This is a genomic window from Kurthia sp. Dielmo (assembly GCF_000307285.2).
Taxonomy (GTDB): Bacteria; Bacillota; Bacilli; order Bacillales_A; family Planococcaceae; genus Kurthia; species Kurthia populi.
Genome location: NZ_HE578960.1, coordinates 38,914 through 51,794, shown reverse-complemented (window position 1 = coordinate 51,794; position 12,881 = coordinate 38,914). Strand labels below are relative to the sequence as shown.

Genomic DNA, 12,881 nt, shown 5'->3' with positions numbered 1-12,881 from the left:
TAGTAGCGCCAGCGGCACCATCTGAGCTTGGAGTAACAGGTAACCCAACAGATGGCTACGAAGTAACAGGTAAAACAGATCCAAATACAGACGTTACAATCTACGATAAAGACGGAAATGAAGTCGGCAGTGGTACATCAGATGCAAATGGCGACTTTACGATTACGGTACCTGGTACAGTAGGGCCAGAAGCCGACTTAACGGTGAAAGCTGAAAATGAAGCAGGTTCAAGTGAAGGAACAGTGAAAACACCAGCCATTTCAGGTGCGATTGTTGTTAATGAAATAAAAGAATTTAACACATTAATTACAGGTACAGCACCAAAAGGAACAGAAAAAGTTAAATTAACAGTGAATGGCAAAGATTTAACTGTTGCAACAGTTAATCCAGATGGCACGTTCGAATTTGATCGTAAGTATGTATATGATGCAGATGGCAACAAAAAAGTATTAGGTGCAGGTGACGAAATCGTTGTCTCGTATTACGGGCCAGGAAAACAACCTGTTACAGCAGGAGAAACAGTTGTACAACCAGCAGAGCTACAAATCACAATGGATGCCGTTGAAGTCCAAAGAAGTGAATTTGCATCGACAAAAATTACGGGTACTGCTGGACCAGATGTGGAACGCGTTCGATTATCAGTAAATGGTGTGGATTTAACAACAATTGCTGTAAATGCAGATGGCACATACGAATTTGATCGTAAATATGTCTATGATGCAGAAGGTAATAAAAAATTATTAGGTGCTGGTGATATCGTTCGCGTAACAGTAGCTGATAATGGAAAACAAAATTACTATGTAGAGCAAGCCGTGACTGCAACTGAAGTAGCACCAGTTGTAATTGAGAATGTTGATAAAGCGACATATACGATTACAGGTACAACAGATGCAAGCGTAACGAAAGTACAGTTATCAGTGAATGGTAAGGCATTAGCAACGTATGATGTTGTGGATGGTGAATTCACAATTACACGTAAATATGTCTATGATGCTGACGGTAACAAGAAAATCTTAGGTGCAGGTGATGTTATCACAGTTCGCAACTATGAAAAATTAAAAGATGGTCAAGCATCAATCACTGTACCAGCAGATTAGTTTTTAAATCGGGCTACCGTTGAACGAAGAGTAGCATAAGAAATCGCTTTTGGCGATTTCTTTGCTATTTCTGAATGAAGGGATCATTACCTCGGTAGCCCTTCTTCTTTCATATTAATTAAAAAAGGGTGGTTATGTATGCGTAAGTTAACTCAAACAATGATGTTATTACTAGTAGCTTCGCTATTTTTAGCTGCATGTAATAAAGCTGAAAAAGTAGAAGAAACTAATGATGCTAATGAGGCAAAGGCACAAATTAAAGTAGGCGAGATTGATGAGAAATACGATGCTGTAAAAGTAGATGGTTTCAAAATTCAATTGCTTTCAACAGAAGTAAAAGACGATACGTTAACGCTGCATTTAAAAGTTAAAAATACAACGGACAAAAAGAAACTCTTTGATGCCTTTGTATTAAATGTACAAAATTCAGAAGCAAAAAATTTAACATCTGCAGTTGAAAATAATATGGGTGAAACAATTAAAGCTGGTAAAGAAGTGGAAGGTACTGTTTCATTTACTGCTGCTGGTAAAGGACCATTCACAGTAGAATATGACGACTTAGAAAACGATAAAAAAGAATTATGGAAAATTGAGCGATAGGAGGAATAACGATGCCGACAAAAAGAGTAGAAGTAATTCATACAAAAGAGTTAATAAACCATGCATTTAAAGAGCTGTTATTAGAAAAGGAATTTGATCGCATTACAGTAATGGACATTTCATCGAAAGCTCAAATTAATCGTGCAACATTTTATCTACACTTTAAAGATAAGCAAGAGCTCTATACGAATTATATGGAGTACTTCTTTTACCATGTCGACATCATCTTGCACAATATAATGTCACCTACTTATGTGAATAAGGGGTTAGATCAATTTGTGACAAAGCCATTTCCACCTATTGCTGCTTTATTTAGTTATATGAAAAAAGAAGAAGCTTTAACAAATTGCTTGTTGGGACTAAAAAGTTCGCGTGAAACAACGTTACGATTAGAACAGTTATTAGAAAAGTATTATTTACGTTTTTATAAGGCGCATAAAGGTACACCCTATAATATGCAATTCACAAAAGAAAATGACTTATATGAGCGCTATATTTTAAAAGCTGCGATGGGTATTATCTTTGGCTGGGTAGATGAAGGAATGCGACGTTCATCGGATGAAATGGCGATTTTATTTGTTCGCATTTCATTAAGAATGTGAGGAGAATTAAATGAAAATTCTTCAAGTAACGGCGGTAGACTTTACAGTAGAAAAATTTCTATTGCCACTGATTCATCGTTTGCAAAAAGAGGGGCATGAAGTGCATATTGCTTGCCGCATAACCACTGCGCCTAAGCATTCCAATATGCACGCCATTTCTTTTGAACGTAGTATGCGTATGGCGACTCATGCGAAGGCATTAAAAGAACTTGTGAAGCTTATGAAATCCGAAAAATTTGATGTTGTGCATACCCATACACCTGTCGCGAGTATGTTGGCAAGAATTGCAGCGAAGATAGCACGTGTACCAACGATTATTTATACGGCGCATGGTTTTTACTTTCATGAGCGTATGAATAAGATTCCTTACACAATTGCGTATACACTTGAAAAGTATGCAGCAAAATGGGGTAGTGATTATGTCTTTTTCCAAAGTGAAGAAGACTATCAGCTAGCTGTGAACAATCATTTTAAACGCCCAGAGCGATTAATTCATATTCAAAATGGCGTCAATCGGAAACTATTTGAGCCAAATGACTATAATCGAAACGAAATGCGCCAAAAACTCGGATTAGCTGAGGACACATTTGTTTACTTATTCGTTGGTCGTCTAGTATACGAAAAAGGATTAGCAGAATTAACAGAAGCCTTTCGGTTGTTAAATGAACCAAGGTCACATCTCGTTATTGTTGGCGGTCAAGTAGAAGGAGATCGCGATACATTTCCCGCTACAGTTCAAAAAAATGTTACGTATTTAGGCTTACGACAGGATATTGCAGCATTACTTCATGCAGCAGATGCATTCGTGTTGCCGAGTCATCGTGAAGGACTCCCGCGTTCCATTATTGAAGCAATGGCAATGGAAAAACCAGTGATTGCAACGGATATTCGGGGATGTCGTGAAGAAGTGATTCATCAAAAAACAGGGCTGCTATGTACTGTTCAAAGTGCATCTGATTTAAAGGATGCAATGAACGAATTATTTGAACACCAGCAAATGGCTAAGGCTTTTGGTAAAGCTGGACGCCAACGCTTTTTAGAACAATATGATGAAGAAAAAGTCTTGGATAGACAGATGGTTATTTTCGACAGTGTGAGCAACAAGAGATGGGAGTGGAGTATGAATGAAACGTATGACCGATTTATTAGTCGCTACGTTATTGATTGTTATCCTATTCTTGCCCATGCTTTTAATTGCTATATGGATCAAATTAGATTCGGAGGGTCCAGTATTGTTTAAGCAAAAAAGAAAAGGACAATATGATGGACATTTTACAATCTATAAATTTCGAACAATGGCGATAGATACACCAAATTTAGCGACGGATGAGCTGCAAAATGCGGCTGCCTTTATTACAAAAAGCGGCCATTTCTTACGCAAAACGAGTTTGGATGAGCTACCACAGCTATTTAATATTTTAAAAGGTGATATGTCCTTTGTTGGGCCAAGACCTGCACTGTACAATCAATATGAGTTAATTTCAAAGAGAGAGCAATTCAATGTACATGCTGCTAAGCCAGGACTTACAGGCTATGCGCAAGTGAATGGACGAGATTTGATTAGTGATGAGCATAAAGTGCGTTATGATGCCTATTATGTACAGCATTATTCATTGTGGTTTGATATAAAAATTGTCTGTAAAACAGTTACAAAAGTATTTAAACAACAGGACATTGCGTAAGCAAAAGGAGAAGTGCATTATAATGCACTTCTCTTTTTTTTGTAAAATAAAGCCTTTTATCCTAATAAAAGACTTAATAAATAATTAAACAGATAAAAAACGGTTCTTTATCACCGAATTATTAAGATGCATTACTGTTTTATTGCGATTCGAATAAGGTATTCTTGTACTATAGTATTGAACGGAGGTGTCTCATGGCAATACACTATGTAGAACAATCCTTACATAAATTGCAAAAATTATATCATCAAAAAGCTTATCATGAAGTAATTGATGAAGCGAAAAAATTATTAAAATCGCCTGCAATTAAACAAAATAGAAACCAACAATTTCACTGTTTGCTATTACTTGGCGAAAGTTATTCTTTTCAGGCGAAGTTTGCAGAAATGGTCCAAATTGTCGCGCAGCTTCAACCGATTTTTCCATGGATTAAAAATGTCGAACAGAGTCGCCGCTATTATATGCTGATGATGCACTGCTGGTCATTTTTCAAGCAACATGCAAAGGCTATCTATTACTTTGAAAAAGCAATTTCGTTGCAAAAAAGTGAGCTTTCTTCTTATACAAATCAGGTATATTATACATTGGCGGCACTTCATATGCTCAACGGTCAATTTGAAAAATCCTTAAAAGAAGTACAAATTATTCAACAACGACAAAATAAGCAAAAAAGAGGCTATTTTTTAATAGAATATGTTTATTTTTTAGAAGCTCGTCTGCGACTAGAACTAGGACAAATTTTAGAAGCACGCTTACTTTTTAATAGTTTAAATAAATTCGTAATTACACAACATAGTCAGGTGATGAAAAATGATTATTTTTTATTGCAATTACGACTTTATCTTGCAGAAAATGCACATAAAAAGGCGATGCAGTTAGCGTTGGAAATGATTACATTTGAACAAACAGAAAATGATCCATTAATTCGTGAATATGTATATCCACTAGTAATTGAACATTATTTACAATATGAGGATTATGAAAAAGTAGTTGAACTACAGCGCCAAGTGATTCAAAGCTATCAACACAATAATTTATTGCAGCAAATGAATGATATGGAGATACTTCAGCAAAAATATGAATTACGAGAACAAATGAATGTAGATGATTTAACAGGGGCATATATGCGCTCATTTATGATAGATGTATTTCAGGAAATGTTTGCAGAAAATGAATGGTATCAGCTCTATATGTTTGATTTGGATGATTTTAAATTAATTAATGATCGTTACGGGCATCTTGTAGGCGATCAGGCGCTGATTCAAACGGTAGAAGCGGCCAAGCAATATTTCGAGAAGCAATCCGCAATTATTACGAGATTTGGCGGCGATGAATTTATTGTGATTGTCAAAAATGATTATGCAATTGAGACAAATGCGCAAGCATTTTGGGAGCATATGGCAAAGCAAACGATTAACGAGGGACGCATTCATTTACGCTATAGTATCGGTGCGGTCCTTATTGCGAATCGTCAGCCACTTGATGTTGCAATTGAACTTGCAGACCAATTGCTTTATACCGTCAAGGAGACGGGAAAAGGCTATCTTAAATATAAAATAATTGATTAAAAGGATGCGTAGACATGTATTTTTTCAATGGATTTTTTCTTGACTTTCAAAATTGAAAAGCGTAAGATATATCGAGTAGACCAATCGTTATAATTTTTTTAGGAGGACATTCTTATGAAAAATAATCCGACGCGTGATCACTTGCTAGATGTAGCAACGAAGCTATTTCATTCACAAGGCTATCATGCGACAGGGCTGAATCAGATTTTAAAAGAATCTGGCACACCGAAAGGGTCCCTATATCATTATTTTCCAAATGGTAAGGATCAACTCGTGAAAGAGGTGGTACAGTCGTCATCCAATCGATTGGTTAAGGACATTCAAGCGCATTTAGATTCGGACCTAGATCCAGTCATTGCGATTCAACATTATTTAGATAAGATGAGTCAGCGCTTTGAAAATCTAGAAACACCGGATAAGTTAGACATGCCGCCCTTTTCACTGATTTCGTTAGAATCAGCATTTGCGAATGAAGAGATTCGACAAGTGTGTCAGGAAAATTACAATCAGGTAGAGCAGCTTTATTATAAGAAGATAGTCGCTTCAGGTGTCGCTCAGCCAGAGGCACGCGCTCTTGCAGTATCGATTTGTGCTGCCATTGAAGGCGTATTAATGCTATCGATTACGAAAAAATCAAATGAACCCATTCATATGCTACGAAAAACAATTCCAGGTTTCTTCGCATAGGAGCCTAGGAATTGTTTTTTGAATAAAAAATATATAAACTGGTCTAATATTTTTTTGGAATTAAATTATATAGACTGGTCTAGTAAAGGGAGTTAGTATGACTACAGAACAACAAAAGAATCCAAAACCGATGATTGCTTTATTAATGATTGCAACATTCGTCGGCTTATTTGGGGAAACAGCAATGAACATGGCTATCACCAATGTGATGACCGACTTTAATGTTAGCGCTGGAACAGCACAATGGTTAACAACTGGTTATTTATTAGTATTAGGAATTTTAGTTCCGGTCTCAGCTTTAATTATTCAATGGATCTCAACACGAGGAATTATCATCCTTGCATTTGTTTTCTCGATTGTTGGTTCAATTATTGGCGCAATCGCACCAAATTTTGAAATTTTATTACTTGCACGTGTTATCCAAGCAGTAGGTACAGGTCTTGTTTTACCGCTTATGATTAATGTTATTTTAATTGTTGTCCCAATTACAAAACGTGGGGCAGCAATGGGTATCATGGGGATGGTTATTACATTAGCCCCAGCTATTGGACCAACATTAGCCGGCTTTATCGTCGATGTCTCAAGCTGGCATTATATTTTCTGGGTAAGTGTGGTATTATATATCATTTTAATTGTTGTATTTATGTCAAAAGTATACAATGTTACAACATTAACAAAACCAAAAATTGATTTCCTATCTGTTATTCTTTCAACAGTAGCTTTTGGGGGTATTATTTATGGCCTAAGCACATTTTCAGAAGGAACAACTGCTTCAACAGTTGGTTTAGTTGCAGGTATTGTAGCCTTACTATTATTCGTATGGCGTCAATTTGCAAGCGAGCAGCCAATGATTGATTTACATGTATTTAAATACCGTAATTTCACAATTGGCTCATTACTATTATTCATCTCATTCGCCTTAATTTTAGCGATGGCTATTTTAATGCCAATGTATTTAAAAGGCAGTTTATTATTAACAGCAACAAGCGCTGGTCTAGCAATGCTTGTAGGTAATATTTTAAATGCAGCATTAGCACCAGTCGTTGGGAATACATTTGACCGCGTTGGCGCGAAAATTTATTTAACAATTGGCTTTTTATGCTTCGTTATTGCAACCGTTATGTTATATGTCTTCGTTAGTGCAACAACGCCATTATGGATTGTAATTGTGGCATATATGATTTTCTTCATCGGTGCATCAACAATTATCATGCCAGCACAAACGAACTCATTAAATGAATTACCAAAACAATTGTACACACATGGTTCAGCCGTACTGAACACATTCCAACAAATTGCGGGTGCTGCAGGTACAGCTATTGCCATTACATTGATGACAACAGGTCAAGCATCCTATGCTACTGAACATCCAAAAGCAAGCATTGAAACATTAATTGCTGCAGGGATAGAGCATGCCTTCTTCTTCATTGTTCTTTTAGCGGTTATTGGGTTTGTATTATCATTATTCGTAACACGTCCAAAAATGAATCACTAATATTTTTAAAAGACTAGGAGGAATCCTAGTCTTTTTTTGTGCATAAAAAAGGAACCGCGAAGGCGATTCCTTTTTGCTTTAAGCTTCTATTTTGTTCTTTTGTCGTACAAAAAGTAATAGATATAGGACTAGCATTACAATCATCAACACAGCAGAAAGCACATAAATAGCGCTGTAATCCACAGATACGGCAACGATGCCCAGTACATAAGAACCGATGGCGATTCCGGCATCAAATAATGTGAAGTAGGTTGCGGTAGCGTAGCCTGTTCGCTGCGGAGAGGTTGCTTGAATGCAAAGTGATTGGAAGCTTGTCGTCAGTGTACCGTATCCAACACCGATGAAGGCAGCTGATGTTAATAATAAAGCGGCATTCTCAGCATTACCTAATAAAAATAGGCCAATTGCAAAGAAGATGAATGATGGAATAATGACATATTTTGCGCCATATGTGTCATAAATAAGGCCTATTACTGGACGTACGCCAATCATTGCAACAGCAAGTACAGCATAGAAGTAACTTGCTGCATCTAACAAGCCTTTTTGTGCGGAATAAAGAGGGGACTAAATCAACAAATGTTGCCACAATAGTCGGGGTTGTACTAGTAATTATTTTAATTGCAGTTATTGTAGGAATTATTTTTTATATGCGTAGATCCATTGTTCGACCAATTGAATTATTAAATCAATCGATTCAGCAAGTAGCAGCTGGTGATTTAAGTACAGAAGATGTTGCAGTTCGTTCGAAAGATGAAATCAGTACACTGTCGACTGCATTCAATGCGCAGTGGGGATTCAACGAATTGCAGAAGCAACGCAAAATCTACAAGAAGTAGCGATTGATTCTGTCACACTGTCTGATTCTGGTCGTCAAGCACTTGAGGATATTACACGTAAGATGATGGAGATTTCGACGAGCTCTGTAGAGACAACAGGCCAAATTCAAGCATTATCAAAACAATCTGAGGAAATTACATTGATTGTCAAAGCGATTAGGCAAATTACGGAGCAAACGAATCTTTTAGCACTCAATGCAGCAATTGAAGCGGCACGCGCAGGAGAAGCGGGCCAAGAGTTTGCAGTTGTAGCAGATGAAGTGCGCAGTTTAGCAGAGCAATCCAATAAATCGGCAAGTGAAATTCAATTATTGATTGAAAATGTTCAAAAAGCGACAACAATTGTCGAAAATAAAATTATACAAAATAATGTGTCGATTCAAGAGGGTGTTGACACAATTGCAAAAGCAAGTGAATAATTTGGTAATATTTTACAATCTGTTAATAAAAGCAAGGTGAAATTACGGAAGTGTCTGCCGTTACAGAGCAGTTATCTGCCTCTACACAAGAAGTATCGGCTTCAGTAACAGATATTGCCCGTTCCATTAAGGTCGAATCACAGCAATTAGGTGAAGTTTCAACATCATTGAACGACATTACATCGGTTATTTCAAGTCTATCTGGCACATCTGAAAGCTTACAGGATCGTGCAAATACACAGAAAAATTTAGCTGGGCGCTTTAATGTTTAATAAATATAGCTCGTTAGTCTATATATTAAAAAGAACTACATTTAAAAAATGTGGTTCTTTTTTTATTATGATTTAAAAAAATGTGAGAATATTTCTAAAATGCATTCGTTATCATATATAACAGGGAGGTGCAAAATGACAAAATCAATCGAACGGCAGATTAAATTATTAAAAAGAAAAAGAACATGCACTCGAAGCGATTATTGATGTGTATATGCCATATGTAAAAGCAATTGCCTTACGCATTTTATCTAATACAGCTACTGTCGATGAATGTGTGAATGATATTTTTTTAGCAGTCTGGCAGAAAAGTGCACAGTTTGAAGGAAATGAAGTAGACTTTAAGCGCTGGATAGGGGTTATGACAAAATATAAAGCTATTGATTTATATCGTCAGCAAAAACGCCGAGGAGAGTATGAGTTTAAGCAAGAGGATATGTCGTATTTTTCTGTAGATTCTGAACCCCAACAGTTGTATTTACAGAAAGAAGAACGTCAAGAAATGCTAATAAAATTAAGTCAATTACCTAATGTAGACAGGGACATTTTCATTATGAAATATTATTTAGAAATGAATAATAGTGAAATAGCAGAAGCACTGGAATTAACAAAAGCTGCTGTAGACAACAGGCTGTATCGAGGGAAAAAGAAGCTTGCTACGCAGCAGGATAGGAGGAGAGCATTGTATGAAGGATGAGAAACGAAAATTTCATATAGATATTGATGATGTCACAGAAGTAGAAGTGACAAAGCGTGAAAAAGAACGTGTATTAACACATGTTTTAGGTGGAAAACAACGCAAGAGATCATTTGTGATGCCCGTAATTATCACTCTTGCGGCTCTGTTGATTTTAGGCTTGAGTTCGATTCGTTTATCACCAACATTTGCGGCGACAGTAGCTAAAATCTCATTATTTGAACCTCTTGTTACAGCGATGATGGATGACAAAGGACTTGAAGATATCGCAAAGTATCACTATATGGAAGAAGTAAATGCAGAGGCAACCAAAAATGGGTACACTGTAAAAATTACTAATATGATTGCCGATGAAACTGGATTTATTATGTATTATGAAGTAAATGGTGTCAAAAAAGATGGCGAAGTAATGGTAGAACATTTCAAAAAAGATGGTAAGGAAGTAGAAGGCTCAATGTGGAGTGAAATTGTAAATGATAAAAAACAGCAGTATGAGTTTGTATTAAATCTTCCTCTAACAGAACAAGTACAGTGGAATAAAGTGGTACTAGAGGCAGATTTTAAAGTGAATGATACACTAATTAAAGTACCATTTAAACTGAAAAATGACATCGCAAAAACAACCATCTATCCACTAGATAAAATAGTTACCATTGATGGTCAGAAAATAGCTATAAAAGAATTACGTGTGTCACCTCTACGCGCAGTTGTTGTGACAAAGGCAGCCTCTACAAATACAAAAAAAATCTTAAACATTGATTCGATTCATTTGAAGGACGAACATAATGAAGTTTGGGGCGGGATACAAAATGGCCTATCACGTCAGCAAGATATTAAAACCGGCGAAACAGCATATGTGCTACAAAGCAATTATTTCCGTAATCCTAAGGAACTTAATCTTCAAATGGGACATGTACAAGCGATTCCAAAAGATGATACTGTTATTGTTGTAGATTTCTCTGCAGAGAAGGTCCTTAAACAGCCTGCATACGTAAAAGAGAAATTCAAAGTTTATAAAAATGGAACAATTCATTATAAAGGAAAAAACTCCTCAATCTTTAGTGCAGACGCAAGTACTTTATCTGGTAAGACTGTTGATTTTCATTCTAGTTCAATAAATCATATGAATAAAAAAATTATTGTGAAAACAAAATATAACGTTCAAAAGATTAAAGAACCTGTGCAAATTGAAATTGAACAGTATCAACATTATTTACAAGGATCAACAACCATTCGAATCTATTAAAAAGTAGCACCCAACAAAGGGGGCTACTTTTTTTCATAATGTACATTGACGAACTGATTAAATGTTTCCGTTTTCGTAAGCCGCCACTCCGATTCATAGCTTCCTTCAGGGAATAAGCGAATGCCCTCACCTAATAATACTGGTGTGAGTGTTAGTGTCATTTCATCGACAAGACCTGCTTCGAGGAAATCACAAATCAACTGTCCACCGCCAACAATCCAAATGTCTTTACCTTTGGAAGCTTTCAACTGTCTACCAAGTGATTGAACGGGTTCATCAGTATAGGTAATATACGCGGTATTTTCGCGTGTTTGATGTGTATATACATAACCTACCTGCTCTTTATACGGATAATCGCCATTCATTTCATTCATCACCCAGTCATACGTTGTGCGGCCCATAATAACCGTATCAATGTCACGCATAAAGTCGCCGTAGCCATTATCTCCCTTACCATCGACCTTCATAAGCCAGTCTAAGCTGTCATCCAATGTAGCAATATAGCCGTCTAGAGACATCGCAATAAATAGTTTGATTTTTCGCACCGAATCCCTCCTTGTTTTAGTATCATAGCATATTCCGGATATGCTATGATACGGGTATCAAGAGGCTAAGGGGCGGCTATACTATGAAGAAATGGTTACGATGGATTTCAGTGATTTTACTGGTGGCAATTTTAGGTATTGTCATCGCATTTGAGGTGTCACCTAAACCAGGGACAAAATTAATCCAATTTGCATTTAATCGAGAGGTGCCAATTGGCGATTCAGGTAAATTCGAGCAAGCAAAGGAAACAGTAAATGTAATAAAAAATGAGCACTATGATTCACCTTATGCGCGCAATATATTTGATATGTATTATCCAAAAAATTTAAAGAAAACGGAGCAAGTTCCGGTTGTTTTTTGGTTACATGGTGGCGGCTATTTAGCAGGGGACAAATCGCTCGTTAATGAATTTGCTCACTATGTAGCGGAGAAGGAGCAAATTGCGATGATTTCAGCCAATTATGAACTAGCACCTGAGCTTAAGTATCCAGGTCAAGTGAAGCAGTTAGAGGATGTTTATCAGTATGTTCGTAAGCATGCGGCAGATTATCCATATTTAGATCTTACAAAAGTGGCATTTGGCGGTGATTCAGCAGGTGCACAAATTGCAGGACAGTTTGTATTAATTCAGACAAATCCAGATTATGCTAAACAGATGAATATGACAGCAACTGTACCAAAGAATGAGCTGAAGGCATTTATTTCGTATAGTGGTCCTGTTGATTTACAGCAACTTAAAACATTGCCAGCAACGAATTTATTTATGAAATTTTTTGCTCGAACAGTAGCGTGGGATTTACTAGGGGATAAGGAATGGAAGTCGCATCCGGCAATCGATGAGGCATCGATTGCGCAGCATGTGACGACGGATTTCCCACCAACATATATCACAGATGGCAATACGCTTTCATTTCCAGAGCAAGGCAAGGCGTTAGATCTGGCGCTAAAGTCGAAAAATGTATCAGTTGAAAGTCTGTTTTTCGATGAACATCAGGAAGACATTTATCATGAATATCAGTTTAGCTATGACTTAGCAGAAGCACAGCAAGCATTGGATGAAACATTGATCTTTTTAAGAGATTATATGAAATGATGCGTTAAGAGGCTGGGACATACGTATAAAAACAACCGTTC

15 protein-coding genes and 1 pseudogene are annotated in these 12,881 nt (G+C 36.7%); 14 read left to right on the top strand and 2 right to left on the bottom strand.

The features are described from left to right. The 8 genes from KTHG_RS13810 to KTHG_RS13775 all read left to right on the top strand — a co-directional run. Positions 1-1,097, top strand: a 1,097-nt coding sequence (locus KTHG_RS13810) for an Ig-like domain-containing protein (RefSeq protein ID WP_186439615.1), incomplete at its 5' end; no start/stop codon positions are given. Positions 1,098-1,235: 138 nt separating this feature from the next. Continuing rightward, positions 1,236-1,697, top strand: a complete 462-nt coding sequence (locus tag KTHG_RS13805) for a DUF4352 domain-containing protein (RefSeq protein ID WP_139994389.1) — start codon at positions 1,236-1,238, stop codon at positions 1,695-1,697. A gap of 11 nt (positions 1,698-1,708) precedes the next feature. Beyond that, on the top strand, positions 1,709-2,299 hold the full coding sequence (locus KTHG_RS13800) for a TetR/AcrR family transcriptional regulator (RefSeq protein ID WP_139994387.1): 591 nt from the start codon (positions 1,709-1,711) through the stop codon (positions 2,297-2,299). Positions 2,300-2,309: 10 nt separating this feature from the next. After that, positions 2,310-3,539: a glycosyltransferase family 4 protein gene (locus tag KTHG_RS13795; RefSeq protein WP_255512471.1), complete on the top strand. Its 1,230-nt coding sequence runs from the start codon at positions 2,310-2,312 to the stop codon at positions 3,537-3,539. After that, a complete protein-coding gene (locus KTHG_RS13790) occupies positions 3,424-3,981 on the top strand; it encodes a sugar transferase (protein WP_139994385.1) in 558 nt (185 codons plus the stop codon). The genes KTHG_RS13795 and KTHG_RS13790 overlap by 116 nt, the downstream gene beginning before the upstream one ends. Before the next feature lie 194 nt (positions 3,982-4,175). Then, complete coding sequence (locus tag KTHG_RS13785) at positions 4,176-5,549, top strand: GGDEF domain-containing protein (RefSeq protein ID WP_139994383.1); 1,374 nt, start codon at positions 4,176-4,178, stop codon at positions 5,547-5,549. A 114-nt stretch (positions 5,550-5,663) separates the two neighbouring features. Further along, entirely contained in the window at positions 5,664-6,236 is a 573-nt protein-coding gene (locus KTHG_RS13780; RefSeq protein ID WP_126989102.1) for a TetR/AcrR family transcriptional regulator, read from the top strand. Positions 6,237-6,333: 97 nt separating this feature from the next. Next, positions 6,334-7,731, top strand: coding sequence for a DHA2 family efflux MFS transporter permease subunit (locus KTHG_RS13775; RefSeq protein WP_139994381.1), 1,398 nt, complete (start codon positions 6,334-6,336; stop codon positions 7,729-7,731). 78 nt (positions 7,732-7,809) lie between these two features. Here the strand turns inward: KTHG_RS13775 and KTHG_RS13770 are convergent, their stop codons facing one another. After that, on the bottom strand, positions 7,810-8,268 hold the full coding sequence (locus KTHG_RS13770) for an MFS transporter (protein WP_255512470.1): 459 nt from the start codon (positions 8,266-8,268) through the stop codon (positions 7,810-7,812). A gap of 8 nt (positions 8,269-8,276) precedes the next feature. On the opposite strand from KTHG_RS13770, the gene KTHG_RS13765 reads away from it, so the two are divergent. From KTHG_RS13765 to KTHG_RS13745, 5 genes and pseudogenes are all read left to right on the top strand, one after another. Continuing rightward, entirely contained in the window at positions 8,277-8,567 is a 291-nt protein-coding gene (locus tag KTHG_RS13765) for a HAMP domain-containing protein (RefSeq protein WP_186439614.1), read from the top strand. Continuing rightward, a complete protein-coding gene (locus tag KTHG_RS13760; RefSeq protein WP_222424351.1) occupies positions 8,519-8,986 on the top strand; it encodes a methyl-accepting chemotaxis protein in 468 nt (155 codons plus the stop codon). The genes KTHG_RS13765 and KTHG_RS13760 overlap by 49 nt, the downstream gene beginning before the upstream one ends. A 50-nt stretch (positions 8,987-9,036) precedes the next feature. After that, positions 9,037-9,258, top strand: a complete 222-nt coding sequence (locus KTHG_RS13755) for a hypothetical protein (protein WP_139994377.1) — start codon at positions 9,037-9,039, stop codon at positions 9,256-9,258. Positions 9,259-9,454: 196 nt separating this feature from the next. Continuing rightward, positions 9,455-9,955: pseudogene (locus tag KTHG_RS13750) on the top strand (sigma-70 family RNA polymerase sigma factor); the annotation flags it as partial. Beyond that, complete coding sequence (locus KTHG_RS13745; RefSeq protein WP_139994373.1) at positions 9,945-11,201, top strand: DUF4179 domain-containing protein; 1,257 nt, start codon at positions 9,945-9,947, stop codon at positions 11,199-11,201. The pseudogene KTHG_RS13750 and the gene KTHG_RS13745, both read left to right, overlap by 11 nt. Positions 11,202-11,224: 23 nt before the next feature. Here KTHG_RS13745 and KTHG_RS13740 read toward each other — a convergent pair whose 3' ends face one another. After that, a complete protein-coding gene (locus KTHG_RS13740) occupies positions 11,225-11,746 on the bottom strand; it encodes a dihydrofolate reductase family protein (RefSeq protein ID WP_255512469.1) in 522 nt (173 codons plus the stop codon). Between the two features lie 83 nt (positions 11,747-11,829). Here KTHG_RS13740 and KTHG_RS13735 point away from each other — a divergent pair, with 83 nt between their 5' ends. After that, entirely contained in the window at positions 11,830-12,840 is a 1,011-nt protein-coding gene (locus KTHG_RS13735) for an alpha/beta hydrolase (protein ID WP_139994371.1), read from the top strand. Positions 12,841-12,881 lie beyond the last annotated feature (41 nt).

What these genes read in the sequence shown, in the direction of transcription:
- KTHG_RS13805 (WP_139994389.1), top strand. Translation starts at nt 1,236, where the DNA reads ATGCGTAAGTTAACTCAAACAATGATGTTATTACTAGTAGCTTCGCTA.
- KTHG_RS13800 (WP_139994387.1), top strand. Translation starts at nt 1,709, where the DNA reads ATGCCGACAAAAAGAGTAGAAGTAATTCATACAAAAGAGTTAATAAAC.
- KTHG_RS13795 (WP_255512471.1), top strand. Translation starts at nt 2,310, where the DNA reads ATGAAAATTCTTCAAGTAACGGCGGTAGACTTTACAGTAGAAAAATTT.
- KTHG_RS13790 (WP_139994385.1), top strand. Translation starts at nt 3,424, where the DNA reads ATGAAACGTATGACCGATTTATTAGTCGCTACGTTATTGATTGTTATC.
- KTHG_RS13785 (WP_139994383.1), top strand. Translation starts at nt 4,176, where the DNA reads ATGGCAATACACTATGTAGAACAATCCTTACATAAATTGCAAAAATTA.
- KTHG_RS13780 (WP_126989102.1), top strand. Translation starts at nt 5,664, where the DNA reads ATGAAAAATAATCCGACGCGTGATCACTTGCTAGATGTAGCAACGAAG.
- KTHG_RS13775 (WP_139994381.1), top strand. Translation starts at nt 6,334, where the DNA reads ATGACTACAGAACAACAAAAGAATCCAAAACCGATGATTGCTTTATTA.
- KTHG_RS13745 (WP_139994373.1), top strand. Translation starts at nt 9,945, where the DNA reads ATGAAGGATGAGAAACGAAAATTTCATATAGATATTGATGATGTCACA.
- KTHG_RS13735 (WP_139994371.1), top strand. Translation starts at nt 11,830, where the DNA reads ATGAAGAAATGGTTACGATGGATTTCAGTGATTTTACTGGTGGCAATT.